Origin of the sequence: Haloarcula sp. JP-Z28 (genome assembly GCF_011440255.1) — an archaeon.
Classification (GTDB): domain Archaea; phylum Halobacteriota; class Halobacteria; order Halobacteriales; family Haloarculaceae; genus Haloarcula; species Haloarcula marismortui.
The window spans coordinates 1-15,579 of sequence record NZ_JAAOHT010000058.1 but is presented as its reverse complement, the minus strand read 5'-3'; the positions used below and the strand labels follow the sequence as shown (position 1 = coordinate 15,579).

Annotated in this window: 11 protein-coding genes and 1 pseudogene; 9 read left to right on the top strand and 3 right to left on the bottom strand. The window is 56.4% G+C overall.

Annotation, left to right across the window (positions count from 1 at the left end):
• Window positions 1-106: 106 nt before the first annotated feature.
• A complete protein-coding gene (locus tag G9463_RS17620) occupies window positions 107-670 on the bottom strand; it encodes an HTH domain-containing protein (protein ID WP_004966765.1) in 564 nt (187 codons plus the stop codon).
• Window positions 671-818: 148 nt separating this feature from the next.
• On the opposite strand from G9463_RS17620, the gene G9463_RS17615 reads away from it, so the two are divergent.
• The 4 genes from G9463_RS17615 to G9463_RS17600 all read left to right on the top strand — a co-directional run bounded on the left by G9463_RS17615 (window position 819) and on the right by G9463_RS17600 (window position 2,486).
• Window positions 819-1,085 (top strand): hypothetical protein, encoded by a 267-nt coding sequence (locus tag G9463_RS17615; protein WP_004966766.1) that lies wholly within the window; start codon window positions 819-821, stop codon window positions 1,083-1,085.
• A gap of 2 nt (window positions 1,086-1,087) precedes the next feature.
• Complete coding sequence (locus G9463_RS17610) at window positions 1,088-1,408, top strand: hypothetical protein (protein ID WP_004966767.1); 321 nt, start codon at window positions 1,088-1,090, stop codon at window positions 1,406-1,408.
• Window positions 1,377-2,105, top strand: a complete 729-nt coding sequence (locus G9463_RS17605; RefSeq protein ID WP_049919491.1) for a rhomboid family intramembrane serine protease — start codon at window positions 1,377-1,379, stop codon at window positions 2,103-2,105. Before G9463_RS17610 ends, G9463_RS17605 begins: the two co-directional genes overlap by 32 nt.
• Window positions 2,106-2,345: 240 nt before the next feature.
• A complete protein-coding gene (locus tag G9463_RS17600; protein WP_165897398.1) occupies window positions 2,346-2,486 on the top strand; it encodes a hypothetical protein in 141 nt (46 codons plus the stop codon).
• Between the two features lie 26 nt (window positions 2,487-2,512).
• Here the strand turns inward: G9463_RS17600 and G9463_RS17595 are convergent, their stop codons facing one another.
• On the bottom strand, window positions 2,513-3,505 hold the full coding sequence (locus G9463_RS17595) for a hypothetical protein (protein ID WP_165897397.1): 993 nt from the start codon (window positions 3,503-3,505) through the stop codon (window positions 2,513-2,515).
• 231 nt (window positions 3,506-3,736) lie between these two features.
• Here G9463_RS17595 and G9463_RS17590 point away from each other — a divergent pair, with 231 nt between their 5' ends.
• The 5 genes and pseudogenes from G9463_RS17590 to G9463_RS24555 all read left to right on the top strand — a co-directional run.
• On the top strand, window positions 3,737-4,003 hold the full coding sequence (locus tag G9463_RS17590) for a hypothetical protein (RefSeq protein WP_165897396.1): 267 nt from the start codon (window positions 3,737-3,739) through the stop codon (window positions 4,001-4,003).
• On the top strand, window positions 4,000-4,866 hold the full coding sequence (locus G9463_RS17585) for a hypothetical protein (protein ID WP_127015134.1): 867 nt from the start codon (window positions 4,000-4,002) through the stop codon (window positions 4,864-4,866). The genes G9463_RS17590 and G9463_RS17585 overlap by 4 nt, the downstream gene beginning before the upstream one ends.
• 582 nt (window positions 4,867-5,448) lie before the next feature.
• Entirely contained in the window at window positions 5,449-7,236 is a 1,788-nt protein-coding gene (locus G9463_RS17580; protein ID WP_165897395.1) for a hypothetical protein, read from the top strand.
• A 2-nt stretch (window positions 7,237-7,238) separates the two neighbouring features.
• Window positions 7,239-10,706 (top strand): UvrD-helicase domain-containing protein, encoded by a 3,468-nt coding sequence (locus G9463_RS17575; protein ID WP_165897394.1) that lies wholly within the window; start codon window positions 7,239-7,241, stop codon window positions 10,704-10,706.
• 22 nt (window positions 10,707-10,728) lie between these two features.
• Window positions 10,729-11,004, top strand: a pseudogene (locus tag G9463_RS24555) (hypothetical protein); the annotation flags it as partial.
• A 220-nt stretch (window positions 11,005-11,224) separates the two neighbouring features.
• Here the strand turns inward: G9463_RS24555 and G9463_RS17565 are convergent.
• Window positions 11,225-15,214, bottom strand: a complete 3,990-nt coding sequence (locus G9463_RS17565; RefSeq protein WP_165897393.1) for a hypothetical protein — start codon at window positions 15,212-15,214, stop codon at window positions 11,225-11,227.
• Window positions 15,215-15,579: the final 365 nt, after the last annotated feature.

Below are 15,579 nucleotides of genomic sequence, written 5' to 3'. Positions count from 1 at the left end.
GGTCTTATATACTGCTTTCCATTCGTATGAGAGTCTGATACCGACGAGCCCAGCCAGGACTAATCAAGCGGAGTGACTGGGTTTTGACAGTCCGTAATGACCATCATCATTTGTCCTTCCCAAACGGGCCCTCAGGCAGCCGTGGCCACAGGAATCCGCTTACCCAGGCCATATACGGTGAGCAGAGTGTCACAATGATGCCGGTGAGTACACACCCGATGGCAATACCCAGATAGGCCCTTTCCGGGAGCGCCGACTCTGAAAGGAGACCGACTGTGAACGCTCCATACACGGAGAATACGACGCTACCAGTGAGAAGCATTATGAACCCAAAAAGGGCGAACGCCCCTGGGCCAGTCCGAGAGTGTTTTTTCAGGAGACTCCAGAGGTCGGCATAGAATCGTCGGACAGCCATAGTGGTCTCCGTGTGGCCTGGATCGTGGACGTCGACGTCCCAGGCGTAGGTGGTCTGGCTGTCGCGGCGGTCGAGCCACTCACTCATCTCGCCGGTGTGATTACTGATCGTCGTCGTTGAGCAGTCGAATCGCTCGGCGAGTTCCTGCTGGGTGTATTGCCGGTCGGGGTTGGCGTACAACAGCTCGGCAATCGCGAAAAACCGGTCTCCTTTGGCGTCGAATTCATCAGCGAACGCCGACGGGACTCGCGCCATACGCTTCGGTTAGACAACCTGGGTAATAAAGGCAAGAAGTATGGGTTGACGCTGATACAGGGGCCTCTTGATAGCGCTAAACCCTCGGTAGAAGGCCTAAAACGGTCGTCCAGGTTTTTATCCCCTGCCATTGTCGGCGAAGGTGTCGATGGAAGCTACCGAAGATAGTGCAGACCGCTGCACACCGATTGCGAGGGTATCGTATACTGACCAGAACCGGCAGCGCGGGCAGATTGATGGGCAATACGTACTCGGGGCGTTCATTGCAGTCATCCTTGCCAGCCCACTGGCGACAGCGGCAGTTGAGATGCAGCATCATCTATCCGCAGTAACCGGCTTCTCGTGGCTGTCAGCTACGCTTCTCGCAGGGCTGATTGTCGCTGTGATGGTGGCCGCGGCACTGGAGGAGGTGTAGCCATGACGGGACACAATCCGTGGGACACACTCTGTGAGTGTCTCAAAGCGAAACCTCGCCGCCGGGTCTTGACGGGCTTAGCTGCCACGGAACCGACGGAGACAGTCCACTTCACAGAAGTCCGAACCGATGAGTCAAACACTGGGACGCCGATCCACGCCGAATATATCCATCTTCACCTCCCAAAATTGGCCGACGCTGGCTACATCGTGTTGGATGAGCAGACCTATGAGATTAGTCAAGGGCCTCGGTTCGCTGAGATTGAACCGTTCCTCGAGTTAGTCCAGAGCCATGGAGAGCGACTGCCGGATGGCTGGGTGTAACGTCTCGATGAAGCATATTGGGGCGCTACCGAAGCTGCCGCTCGCTGACGAGCTCTACCGCCGACTCACGTTCAGGAAGCGGCGTGCCACGCAGTCACTGATACTGACTATCCTGCTGTGGTACGGCCTCCAGATCGGGACACTCTATCTCGGCTGGACAGTCGAGCAGTGGCAGTGGCTGTTCACGACGGCCTCGTTCCCAGCGCTATCGCCGGGGCTCGTTTTGGCAATTATATCACATGATCTCCCACCCAATGTGACGCATCTACTTGGAAACATTGCCTTTCTCTGGCTGTTCGCCGGCGAGAGTGAGCAGCATATGGAGGGCATCGAGGTGCTGTGGTTCTTCGTCGCGGCAGCGCTGGTGGCAGTGACGGTCAGTTCAGCCGTGACCGGACAGAGTACGCTGGGGGCTAGTGGCGGCGCACTCGCGTTTGTGGGCTTCTACGGGGCACACCTGTCTCTCACACATCGAGAGGGACTGAAAGTGGATACGAGCGACTATGGGCCTGTTCAGTACGAGGCACTGCGCGCGTATTGGCAGGGTGCGGCACTCCTGTTCCCGCTCGGCTTTGGTATGTACCTGCTCGGTCAGTCTGTTGGATTCTTTCCCACTGGAAACGCAGATGTCATCGGACACCTCGTTGGTCTCGCGTTGGGTGCTGGGTATGCGGTAGGCCGAAAGTGGGTACGGTAAGGACACTCACGAAACACCAGTGTATTGCACTGGTCTGCACTCTGTCTGGCAGTAAGGGCGCGGACATTAGCTCTCAGCTTCGACAGCCGACAGGCTGGGTCCTCTCAGTCCCGAACCGCTCGCGCTCTGTGTCACTGAATGGGCTGGCTCTCGTGTCCGGGCACGTCTCGCAAAGCAAATTTCAACCGAAAGGGACCCCAGAGATTTTTGTGATCGGTGGTTGATTGATAATGCGTGGATGTGACAGACAGAGTGAAAGAAGCGATCAAACAGACCCGACTTGCCAAGCAGGAAGTGGACGACGCCGACGTTTCCGAGGAGTTGAAGGACGCGATAGAAGCGCTAGAGGACGCGTCGGAGACACTCGCAGACGACGATTGAGACACCCGTTGCAGGCGGTAGTTACGTTATCCACCAGCCGACGACTCGTGGAATGACCGACCCGATCGAAATTCGGTCAGTTCAGCGATCCGATCTTCGAGCGCTTCGATTTCGTTACGGAGTTCGTCAGCTTCGTCGCCCTCGGTCGCCTCAAGTTGGTCTTTCAGTCCTTGCAGGCGCGTTTCTTTCTCTTGCTCGTCCACATCGGCCTTGCGAACGTACTCGCTCGGTTCGATATCGTAGACATCGGTCTCGGAAAGGTCGGTCACCGCGAGTGCGTCGTCGACTTTGCTGGAATCAACCGTCGTCAACCGTTCGCGTTCGATGCCAGCGGACTCGAACGCGTTTAACACTAACTCGTCGTCTTTGAGCGACCGGTTCCGACGCGTCGTCCGCTGGACGGAGCCAAACTGTCCAGAAACCGGCTGGTCGTGATGCAGTCGGTCAAGCAAGACGCTCCGAACTTCTTTCCGGAGGTCGTTTGCATTGCGCTGGACGTCCGATAGCAGGGTGTAGATGTTCACGAGTGCGGGCATGTCGACAGCTTCGAGCGTCGTCAGGTCGTGACGTTCGAGGGCGTCAATCAGCAGTAATGCGTCTGCATACACGTCCAGATCCGGCTCTTCGCGCTCGGTCTCATCGAGTTCCTCACTCCCACTTTGGGCTTCTACTAGCGGCGACCCCGTTGACTGATCGCTTTCAGTCAATGTCCCAGCCCGGTCGTCAACCTCGAAGCGTGGATGGAGAGACAAGACAGTCGCGTACGGTTCCGCGTCTGGCGGCAGGCGGTCAACATCGAATTCGCCACGAGCATCACTCACGCGCTCGTAGAGCGTCTCAAATTGGTCTTTCTGGAGTGGAATTGTCTCGTCGTCGTCCCGATACTGAATCAGGACGCGATGTTCCTGTACATCCTCGATGCTGAAGGCTTTGCGTGACAGCGGGGTAACGAGGATTGCATCAGACTGCAATGCTTCAACATTGTCACGGAGATTGTTCCACGTTGGTCCGAAAGTCATGTCCAAAGGTAGGTGGTGACCGGAGAAAACGATAGGGAACGTGACTGACCCAGATACCGTCCGTTTGGCTGCAGCGAATGGACAAATTCTAGCCGGCTAAAGGCTCTCTGTGTTGGGTTGCGTCGAATTGTATTCGTGCATCCGAGCAAGACCGAGGAGAGTCAGCAGTGAGCACGCCGGCGTCGGTCCCGAGTACAATGCTTGCTGGTGCCAGCTCTTCTCACACACAGTATGACACGAACTAAATCACCACCAGTAGATCGCCCCGAACAGAACCTAAACACCGTTCTGGTCCTTTCGTTTGAGCAGGACGCCAACGACCAGCCGCGGCGTATTCGATATCTCGCTTGTCCTGGGAAGGAGACAATGTGGCGGGTCGACGAGCGTCGCTGCGGCGTTGGCTGGCAGACCATCGACACTGAGCCTATCGAGAATCTGCAACTGAGCCAGCCAGATCAGACACCGAAGACAGAGCGACAGACGGACGTAGGCGTATGACCCAGACCACATCGACAACTGATCTGGACGACCTCTTCGACGGGACGACCCTTACGCGTTCGACTGAGCAACCGTATGGCGACCGTGCCCAGGTGTTGTCTCAAGCCGACGAGCAGTCCCCGCTGTTGGATGTTCCCGTCGCAATCTGTTGTCCGAACTGTAGTGAGGCAGTCACACTGTATGAACGAGGCCTCCCAGGTGTCGTCCCGTACTTCGATACTGCATGCACACAGTGTGACATCGACTTACGGACGTGGTGTGCTGTTGGCGTTGACGCAGCTTATCTCCAGATTGTCGAACCCGCGACCCTCACGACGATGATTCAGCACTTCTGGGACGACTGGCTCTGGAGCGGGATCACCAACAGCAAGGGCGAACCACGCACCGACGAGTATACCGAACGGTTCGCGACGAAAACTGCAGCCTTCGGGTGGGACTGGGAGGTTACCTGTCCGCTGTGTCGACGTACGCGGACTAATCTTGAACGCGACTCAGCACTCGTCGGCGGGAATCTAGACTATCACCACTGGTCACATGACCCTGATCAGGGGGTCTGTCTCTGTCGGGAGTGTCACAATATCATCGGCTTCGACACCTACGATACCGAACTCGAAGAGCGAGCGGCAGCGTGGGGCTTTGACTCTCGCCACGACCTGCAGGTCATTCGCCTCGCGCTTCGCGATGCGGCAGTCACGGACCGGCCAGTTGGAACACGACCTGCAACTGCCCTTGTCAACCGATATAATCTCTTGCAGTCACCCGACCGCGTTCGACAACTCCTCGGAAGTATCAGCAACGACAGGACACTCCGAGAACGGTTCCTTGACAAGCGGCTAGTGGCTGGCATTGAAGCGAACTGCTGACGAATACCAGAGAATAGTAAGTCAATCAGGGTCACAACCTCTGAAAGTGTCGTAAACAAGCGTTTGAGATTGCAATTGTACTAGCGGCTCTGCGTAGCGAGGTGGCTACTGGATGAGTAAGCGTGCGTCCCAAAAGAGATGGCGTGGAGCGCCAGTGTTGTGTGCACACAATAGTAGCCGGCTTGCTGATAAAAAGGTATGTACTCACACCAGTTTCTATACCATGCGCGCTTGTACTGAGTTACGTTCACAAAACTAGAGAGTATGAGTAGCCACCTCCATTCAAAGTCGCCCGTTGACGTAGAAAATATCCATATTTGTGGAGAAGAGGAGTTGATAAACCGCGCTCGCCGTGCCCAGCAGCCGACAGATATTGTTCTTGCCCCTGAACAGTTTCATCGGCGAAACCTGAAACGAGTGATTGCCGATAGAAATCAGCCGCGAAGTTCACTTGCATTGCTCACGCCAGCAGCCGTGGCGACCGAGCTTCTTTCATCACCGGAGGAATCAGATCCGGCGGTTCTTGATCGAATGGATCGCCTTCGGGTGCTCAAAGATCTGTTGGAGTCTCCGTCTGGAGATGTGTCTCGATTATCTCGTGTCTTTGGAACGTCGCTTACAACCCAGTTGGATCGGATCGAAGCAGCGCGAGAAGAGCTGTCGCTACTCACAGGCCATCATTCAACACGCCGTTCCGCACTTGAGACGGTCTGTGCTGAGCTTGACGGCGTTGCTCGTCTGGATGCACTTGACCTTCTGACGGGCATCAGCAGTCTCGAGGAGCAACTTCGCGACCGCGTCGAGGAATACATCTCCACAGAGGCGGTGTTAGAGGCAGGCACTGAAGTCGTAACAAACACAGGAGGGGATGCTTGGCAGAAAGAGTACGCTGGGATTGAGCGGGTCAACGTCGTCGGAATTAGTACGTTGGGGACGCCGCTGCTCGCGTTTCTGACAGCGATCGGTCGCGAGACGTCGAGTACCGTCCATCTCTATCTCCGTGCACGCACTGGCCCGCGGATTGCCAGCCGACTTCAGTCGCGATTGGACGGTAGTAGTACTCCGAGTTCGTCAGATTCGATTGAGCGCTTGCAGATCGATGAGTTCCGGACTACGCCAGCAACGGAGATCGTGGCCCCAACACGGGCTGAGGAGGCGAGGGCTGCACTCGCGGTTTGTGAGGGACTGCTCCGAGAGGGCGTCTCCGTGAGTGATATCGCGATCGTCGCTCGTGATATCGACAAGTACGAACGTGACTTGACCCGTGCGTCGAACACATACGGACGTCATCTCTCGTTTTGGACGCAGCTAGAGCTGAAGCGATCGCTTCCGTATCGAGTCGTGGCTGAGACCTGTTCAGTGCTTGCCGCTGCGTCTGCCGGCACTATCGATGCCGAGACCATGTTCCGGCCACTGGAATGTCAGTGGCTCGTCACGGAGGATAACGCGGAGGGAGATGAGAGCGTCACACCGTTTACACCTGCTGAGCTTAGTGAAATCCGGCAGGGCGTCGGCACGGACTATTCCGGAACGCTGGATCAGTGGCGTGACACTATTGCCATGACGACGTCGATTAGTCAAAAGGTCCAGCGTCGCTTCGAGAGCTATCTTGATTGGTGCCAGCGCCATCGATCTGCGCCGGAACCAGATGATATTCTCGCTACGCTTGGCCCAGTTCTGGATGGGTTTGAGACTGTTGTTCTTCCACACATCGAGGAAAACGATACAGTAGCATATACTGAGACGTCACGTGCTGCCCGGGCCATACAGCGCGTCGCCGGGGATACTGATTCTGATCACTTGCTACGCGAGGCTCGTGCAAAATACGCCGACTGGCGTGACCGACACCAGATCGAGTCGTCATGGTCGTCAGTTCTGGAGGTGATCGAGACGATCGCAACAGCTCGCCCAGGCCGCCGGGAACACGAGAACGCTGAGCGACTCGATGTACTCGATGCAACTGATACGTGGTTACGGTCGTATCCATTCGTCATCGCACTCGGGTTCGTCGACGGTGAATGGCCGCAGCAACCCCACGGCGAATTCCCGGTGGAAGTCCAGACGGCCGTCACAGACGGCGAGTCACCCGAGGCACGCACCCTTGGTGTCAGAGGTGCGTGGACTGAAGAACGCGAGTACGACCACGCAGTCGACGCAGTTCGGACGGCGACGAATCACATGATCGTGACTCGGTTTACCGAAGATGTGAAAGGGGTCAGCTATCAGCGGTCACCACTGCTGGAGAACCTCTCGACAACGACACTCAGTGAAGACGCGTATCGCGAGCTGTTGGGAGAAAATGTCATCTTACCTGATCGGATTCGGAAGTCGGTTCCAGAGAACGTCAGCACAGACGGGGGAAATGAATGAGTATGACTGTTCCTCCGATGAAGGGGAAACAGGCTGCTGTCCGTGAGGACTATTTTCAGCACGACGCTGGCTTCTTCGCTCTGGATTGCAATCCAGGATTTGGGAAATCCACGACGCTCAACCAGATCGCCGCAGAGGCCCTTGTTCGGGCTGATGCTGCCGGCGACCGGTGTCCCGAACAACAACTCTGTGTGATCTCGTTTTCACGTGAGGATGCAGCGAGCATCGAACCAGGCATCAGAGACGCGCTTGATGCGTTTGCTGAGGATACGGATGGAGCGTATCCTGTCCAGATATCGCCCGAGACGGCAGACCGGCTCAAACGTCGCCTTCAGATGACAGACCACATCGGGACGATAGACAGCGTACTCCGTGGGATATTCGAGGATATTGCGTCTGAACTTGGCTTTGATGGCATGCCGAGCGTCGGGAACGCGTCGCAGCTCTCGCTCCTTCGACAGAACTGCATAGCGTCGGTCCGCCAAGATGATGCCTATTCTGACCAGTGTACACGGCTCGATACTGCGTATCCGACTGCTGCCGATTCGGACGACGAGTCGGACGACCGCCTTCATACCCTTCTCGAGGACGCGAGAGCGAAAAAGCGCGATCGGCGGCTCTCGATCGACGACTTCGAAGCCCAGCTTCGAGACACCGTCACCGATGTGTATCCAAGTGGGCCACCAGAGACGCTTGCAGACCTCCTTGGAGACATACGCACATTCTACGACGACGACGTGGCCACCGACTTTGCAGCCCAACAACCGCCTGAAACAGCTGAGGAAACGAACGAGCCTGTCAAGGACGATCAAGAGTGCTATGAAGAGTGGCTCACCTGTATCGAAGAGTTTTGTACTGTTCTCGAAGGGTACGAACGTGCGTACGATGCTGCGTGTCGTGAGCAGGGTGTTGTTTCGCACGCTGACATCGCTTACTGGATCGCTGAATACTTCGACAACCCGCTGGAGGACATAGCCGGCGCCGACAAGAGTGCGTCGGAAGAATACCGAGCCCGCGTGAAAGCGCGATATACTGCCAAGTTCCAATCGCTGCTCATCGACGAAGCGCAAGATATCTCGATTGCACAGCACGATGCGCTAGCGCCGTTTGTTACCGACGAGACACGGGTGCTGATGGCTGGCGATGTCGATCAGTGCATCTACGTCTGGCGGAATGCACGGCCAGAGCAGTTTGTGACGGGCTTCAAGCGTGGTGAATACTTCGAGACGGAATGGACAGAGCATCGGTCCTACTCTGGGTCTCGCACCTACCGGATGCGCCCGGACATCGCAGCAGCTGTGGATACGATCTTCGGAGACGTGTTCACAGACCCAGCCCGTGGAGGCGGTGTCGACGCTGTCTCGGCGAACACCGACTATTCCTCGCTCGAGCCGACGCGAAGTGGGACAGCAGACCCTGCAGTCCATATTGCGGGATACACACAGCCAGAAGGGGCGCCTGGTACTCCAGACTGGTTCAAGACAGAAAAGACGCCAGTGGCGAATTATCTCGCTGGCGGACTTACAGATGGTACATTCGGACATGACACCGTGACAGTCCTGTTTGCCACTCGCTCGAATATGGATGAGCTGGCGGAGCAGCTGACAAGTCAGGGGTTCTCTGTCGTCAATGCGAGTACTCACCTCTTCGAGAACCCGCTGATCAAACTCATCTGTCGAGTCGTCTGGTGGCTGGTTGAGCCATATGACCCCGAACGCACCCGTCGCCTCGTTGAGTCCGAGTGTCTCCCGCTTTCGTCCGAGAGCACTGCGTTATTCGAGGATGCCGGGTATCAAATCGATGCCGTGGCAGAACGTGGTGATTCTGATCGACAAGCAGCCACTGAAGACGGATTCCTGGCCGGGCTCGTGGCTCTTGCGCGGCGGCGTGCTCGGCACACGAGTGATCCGGGGTCGCTCGTTGCCGAAGAGATCATCGAGATGCTTGGCTTGCGTGCAGACCCATTTGGTCAAGTACCAGATCCTGAACGACGTCTGGCAGCCTGCGATGCACTTCTCTACTCGATCGAAGACTGGGAAGGCGATGAGAGATATTCACTCAGTGAACTCGCTCAGATCCTGAACAGCTATGTTGCGGAGCCAAAAGACGGCCTCGTCCACCCCGTGCCAAATCAAGACGAGTACGATATCGTGTTTCGGACGATCCACAATATGAAAGGCGACGAAGACAGCGTTGTCTGTCTCGCAGATGCGAGCGGCTCCGTGAATTTTCGGGGCCCGCATACTGACACGTTTCTTGCACTCGGCGATACACTGGCGCTTGCGCCGCCAGAGACAGTCTCTCGAACACCGCTCACACAGTCAGATGACCAAGGGCCTGCGACGACGGACTATGGGTCACTTCGGTGGGCGAGTGACTACTGGAGTGACGGTCGCATTGCTGGCCCTCCATCGCTCAGTAGGATCAGTCAGCGATACTGTGCAGAACAGTGGCGAGTCCTGTACGTTGCTCTCACGAGAGCGCGCGATCATCTCGTCCTCTCACTACCCTATGAACGCCGAGATAACGGTGTTGAAACGTCGTGGATAGCAACGCTGGCTGACGCACTCTCGTTTGAGGAGAACTCATCAGCAGGTATATACGAGGCCCCAGTGTCCAACGCTGAGAAAGAAGCGGCACTCACTGTCGGTGTGAACGACGTCGCGTTGCCAGAGCGAAAATCGAGCGAGGGCCAACAGCCAACGCCCCGGAGTGCTCACGTCCCAGCTAAAACCAAGACCGGATGGACAAGCCGATATGTGAACGGAACATCAGTGTACCAACTCACCGCCAACGCGATTGGTTCAAAGGCGCAATATATCCTAGATGAGAGAGGAGAGAGCGTCTCTACTCGAAGTGAGTCAATAGACGCAGACCTTCCGGATGGGATCGAGCGAGAACAACTTGGAGAAATCACACATCAGGTACTCACACGTGCTGTCTCGCAGAACGTGTCTACCGCGAGCCTCCGGTCGTTTGATCGACCGCTCCCAGAGATTCTAGCTCGGAGCGTTACGGCCTCGGATTCTCGGATTACGCCTGCAATGCGGGCTTCGATTCAGACGTATCTCAGTGATCGTATTTGTCCACAGTTTGCTACCAGCGATACGTGGAAGGAGATCCAGCAAGCCCAGACCCAGTACGTCGAGGAACCGATTCATACCGTGCTTGAGATAGATGGTATCGAGATAGAAACCCAAAATCGAGCAGACATCGTCTCTGTTCAGTCCGATGGACAGTGGGTTATTGACGAGCTAAAACTCACACACAGTTCAATTGAGCAGGAAACTAGGAAACAGCATCGGCTGCAGGTAGCGTTCTATGCGTGGCTGCTTGAGCAGCAACTCCCAACAGAGAGTTCAGTGACTGCACGACTCACATATCTGGGCGAGTCGGCTGAATCAGCAGTTGTGTCGTCTCCCATTGTTCCAGTTCCTGAGTGGCTTGCAGGTCTCGTCGATTCTGAGTGATTGATATCTGCAGGTTCCGTTCTGCCGGTCTGCCAGTACTCGTCGACCAGCAGCGGAGACGTATCGGCTCGCAAGCGTCATCTTCTGGTCGGTGACAATCAACGGCTTCGACGGAGCGACACACTCTTGCGTTGAGTGTAGCCCCATCGTGACGTTCGGCTGTGTAAAACGCCCCAACCGGACATACGATGACGGAGTGCCGCGTCTCGTTGAACGGCCGTTTGACTCCGCTCCGAAGACAGCAGACAATGCTCCGGCAGACAGTGAGGAGGGCGAGATCGGCGGGTGGATTGGGTAGCTGACGATAGTTCCCCGAAACTGGTGAGTCTGATCCGCTAATGAGCAGTATAGGATACCCATACCAGCCCGACACTCAAAAATATTATAACGCTCTTCCGTAGGAGATTGTTGATACAGTTATCCCGAAGGGAGCGAGGATAGAAACGGACCGTTAGACCGCTCAGCGAACTGGTTCTTATGTAACTCGGGCTATACCATAATCGCAAGACACCTCTACATCAACAATGTGCTACGCATGAGCGTAACGAATAGTACTTTTTGCGCCGAACCTTCCCCTCATCGATATATCCACACTCAATGAGGCTGTCAGTGTCTGGATTCCCAGCGCGGTCCCGCACTTGCGTCATTGACTCTTTAAGCGAATACCAGTCTAACTCGTCGCGGAACGCGGCTGCGATGAGCGCCATGAACTCTTTATCGTCTTCCGAGAACTCGTGGTCGTCGTGGCGATCAAGATTGAAGTCTGCGTACGCTTCTTGGAGTGGCGTGTCCAGAGACACGTTCACTGGATGCTTCGATGGTGTGCTGGCCGCTACTTCTCCATCCGTTTCTTCTTCGTCAGTACTGTCCTCGTCTAGCAGTTCTTCGGCCAGCGTGCCTTCGTCTTCACTCGCATCTTGGGTTTCTTCGGTGGCGTCCTCGTCTTCGAATCCCTGCTCCAGAGAGTCGTCGGAAACACTCTGGTCGCGCTCTTCGGGATCGTCACTGCTGTTGCTCTCGGGCGTCTTCGGTGTCCGGTTGGGTGTCTCTTCGCCGTCGTGTCCAGCCTCGCTCTTTTCGCTGTCTGTATCACCTTCATCGACATCTACTGTGTCAGTGTCAGGCGCTGCGGCGTCTGCAGAGATGTCGTCAACGTCGGAAGCGTGGGGTGTGCTCTCCCCGGTCGGCGCACTGACTTGCTCCATCGTCTCTGCGTCGGCCTCGTCGCCAGACGCCTGTGCTGTCGCGCTGTTGTGGAGTTCGACCGGCTTCATTTCTATGCCTTCCGCGGCGGCGATCTGGGACAGTGTCAGCAATGACCCGTAATACTCTTGGTCTGGAAGGTTCGTCAGCAGGTCTCGGGCGATGTTGGCGAGATCGGGACGCCCGTCGACGGCGATGTCCCCACAGACGTCCTCAATGTCGTCCCTGGACAGCGGTGCATACGCTCCAAAATTCGGGGTGTCACTATCCGTGTCCGCCGCTGTGGAAGCCTCGGCTGTGTCTGTGGCCTGTTCTTGCTCTGTAAAGGCTGGGTCCGATTCAGCCGCTGGTTCTGTCTCGTTGGGGGAGGTGTCGCCTGCGCCGGGGTCTCCGTCTGGCGAAGTCCCAAGAGAAACTCTACCGCTACTGCCACTGTTGCCGGAAGGCGACATGAGGCCTCCGGCGTCGACATCTGACTTGCTCTCAGTCTCCGCTGAGTCACTGTCTGTTGCTGGAACACCTGGGCTGGGGGACGACTCCTCCTCGTCTTCGTCGTCGCCGGCTTGGAACCCGATAGCATCACCGGCAGATTCTCGCTTTGCGATCTCCTTGGCGGACGGCCGAACGTACCCATGCCGGTTCGCAACGTAATTCTGGCGCTGTTCGTAGAGCGCGTAGAATTTCGTTCGCTCTTGTTCATCGAACGCTTCATCGCTTTCGGGGTGGCCATCGGGAATCCCGAGAGACTTGATCGAAAATGGCGGCGGCACGTCTGCCCCGAACTGTGGTGCTGGCAGGTCGGCAATCCATTCACCGCCACTCAACTGTCGAATCTTGTTCCGGATTTCTTGACTGTCCTTATCGCCGTGAACGAGGGATTCGACGATCCGCTGGTCCGGTTCGAGTTGGCCGATGATTTTCGTCTGCACGTTTGTGATGAGCTCGTTGTACGTATCGCTATCAGAGTGTTTCCGGACCTGCTCGGGGAACTGCATCACCATTCCCAGCGACAGCCCAAACTCTCGGGCTTCGGGAATCAGCGTGTTCGTGACGAGTTCTGTAGAGACGATGGGCGCGGCTTCCTCGATGACGAGGTTCACCGTGTTGTCGATGCTTTCGTGGGATTTCCGATCGTTGTACCGGGACCGGACTGCCCCCCAGAGTGCCGACAGGATATACATCGAGAACGCTTGCTGGGATTGGTCGCGAACGAAATCACCGGTGTCGAAGAGGATAACCTTGTCAGATTCAAGTACCTCCCGGAAATCAAGGGCGCTTTTCGGCGGGTCGATTTCGTCGGCGTCGACGTTGTCGTTCTCTTGTGCCTCTTTGTAGTCATCTCGGGTGGTGCCGTTTATCTCGTAGGTCCCAGTTTCTTCGTCCCAGTCAGGATTCTGGTTGAACAGCCGGAAGAGGTTGATATCTTCTTGCAGGTCGTCAAGTCGGTTGATGACGGCCTGCATCGTGTTCTTGAAGTCCTGCTCGGCGTTGTTGAGTTGGTTGCTCAGGATTCGCCGAACTTGGGGCTGGTGCGAGACACGGGGAACGGTCTGGTCTGCATACATCTCGACAGCGGTGTCGTACAGTTCATCGAGTGTGTAGCTGTCTGCCCCGTGTTCTCTGTCGAACTGTGACTTGATGAGCGCTCCAAGAACGGTTTGGGCAACGTAGGCAGTCCCGTAGTTTTCATCCACCATTTCCATAATGAGATGGAACTCGTCGGCCTTCTGTTGAATCGCGTCGTCGCGATTCATCCCCTCGTACAGGTAGGGCCGAATGTCGAAAAACGGGATTGCGGGCAGGACTTCGGGAACGTCGAATATCTGAACGTTCCGCAATTCGTCGAAGGTTGCGGCATGGGACTTGGCGTAGTTTTCGACCATGTCCCCGCTTTTGGGGTCAACAAGGATTGTGGGGCCGTCGACGTTCTCGTGCAGGGAGAGCAACATTCCGATGGTGTTGATAGTCTTCCCTGCCCCGGATGCACCGACTTTCAACCAGTGGTTCGTCAGGACGTTTTCGGGGACGCTGGTTGGCTCTTCTTCGGGGATGCCGTCTTCGTCGAACGCATAGCCGATATCCATGCCCCCGGTGAGCTGATTGTGAATCTGTGGGCGTGGCCGGCGCAGATGATTGGCATCGGCGTCGGTTGTCCCGGCGGACCGGAAGGCATCGCCGTCCATGTCTTCACCGCTAGGGATGATGATGAAATCGCTGAGTTCGTCAGCGTTCAGGATGAGTTCTGGCCGCTTTTTGGGGTCGTTCCAGAGGTTCATGGGAGTGACCCAACTGCGGCGGTCTTCGCGGGTGACGAGATCGTGACTCATGAAGTTCTGGGCGACCTCGCTGGCCGTGAGGTCCGTTCCCGTCGCCTCGTTTCGGGGCGCTGTCTCGCCAACGACATGGTAGTACACGCCATCGAGCGGGTCGAACAGCGGTTTGAGGGACCCAAGTGCCTCGTCTGCAGCAGCCATACTGCCATCTTTCAGCGGAGTGGCTGTGTCCGGGTCAGGGGTGAACTCCTCGTAGGGGGTAAACGAAACCGCACGGACGTTCGCGTTGAACGTTTTCTTCGGGCGCTTGTTTTCGATGAGTTTGATCCGGCGGTACTCGTACGCTTTCAGGTCCCTGTCTTCGTCGGTCTCGTAGCCACCGAGGACGTACTTTTCGAGCCAAGGCTGGCTAAAGTCGCCACTCCGAATGCTCTGTTTTCGGTCCTGTGCTTCATCGCTCCAGTCGCGTCGGGCCTGGAAGACGACTTGGAATGCGGTCGGCACTTCGGCGTCCTCAAGATGCTCGAATAGGGTTTCGATGGTTTCCGGTGACTCGACGTCGTTTTCTTCGTTGTTTTCGGATTCGTATTCTGGATTGGATTCAGTCGCGGTCTTGAGGGTGGTCATCCAGTCCTTGATGGTTTCTTCCTGTCCGTACCACCGCGTTGCTTTGGGGTGGGTGTAGTCCACTGCTGGACGGGCAAACACGTCGTTGCCGTCCGGTGTCAGGGTCGGGCCGTCGAGGGTGACATCGGCGAGTTGGTTCTTCTTGTGGTCGGTTTCGATGACGTGGGGGCCGGCGTCTGTTGCAGGGTTGACGAGGATCGTCCCCGACACTTCGTCGTTGTCGACCTCGAGGGGGACCTTCCGGTCACGAGCAGAGTGGTCGTCGTCCTCGTCGTCGCCGGACTCGTCATTGTCACGGTTGAATAGTCCGTGTCCGCCCTTCCCTGTGCTGTCCGGTTCGCCATCTCCATTTTCGCCATCTTTATTTTCGCCATCTTCATTTTCGCCTTCCGTCCCAGGGACCATTCGGTGCGGGTCAAAGGGGAAGAATGGTTCTTTCGCGTCTTCGGAGCTTATAATAAAGATAGCTTGTACTTCCGGGGGTGGTGAGCCGCTAACCAACACTCGGTGGTGAAAGTGGCCCAGTGTTGGTTAGTCGGAAGGTGGCGTAGAGTAGTTCACAGGGCAGTTGATTGCAGAACTATCGCTGGTGAATTGGCTGGTCAGTAGGCTTGCATATGTTGCGCAGTGAGAAATACGTCGAACGCTCTTGCGAAGGAGATTGTTGATAGCGAGAGCAGCGGCTGAAAGTCGAAGAGGGCAAGGGCACCGCGCTAGCGGTGCCCGATATGTTCCCAATAAGCCGGTTCGTGTCGGAATCGGCTGCAGCG

Coding starts and splice junctions, on each gene's coding strand:
- G9463_RS17620 (WP_004966765.1), bottom strand. CDS start 670: ATGGCGCGAGTCCCGTCGGCGTTCGCTGATGAATTCGACGCCAAAGGA.
- G9463_RS17615 (WP_004966766.1), top strand. CDS start 819: ATGGAAGCTACCGAAGATAGTGCAGACCGCTGCACACCGATTGCGAGG.
- G9463_RS17610 (WP_004966767.1), top strand. CDS start 1,088: ATGACGGGACACAATCCGTGGGACACACTCTGTGAGTGTCTCAAAGCG.
- G9463_RS17605 (WP_049919491.1), top strand. CDS start 1,377: ATGGAGAGCGACTGCCGGATGGCTGGGTGTAACGTCTCGATGAAGCAT.
- G9463_RS17595 (WP_165897397.1), bottom strand. CDS start 3,505: ATGACTTTCGGACCAACGTGGAACAATCTCCGTGACAATGTTGAAGCA.
- G9463_RS17590 (WP_165897396.1), top strand. CDS start 3,737: ATGACACGAACTAAATCACCACCAGTAGATCGCCCCGAACAGAACCTA.
- G9463_RS17585 (WP_127015134.1), top strand. CDS start 4,000: ATGACCCAGACCACATCGACAACTGATCTGGACGACCTCTTCGACGGG.
- G9463_RS17575 (WP_165897394.1), top strand. CDS start 7,239: ATGACTGTTCCTCCGATGAAGGGGAAACAGGCTGCTGTCCGTGAGGAC.
- G9463_RS17565 (WP_165897393.1), bottom strand. CDS start 15,214: ATGGTCCCTGGGACGGAAGGCGAAAATGAAGATGGCGAAAATAAAGAT.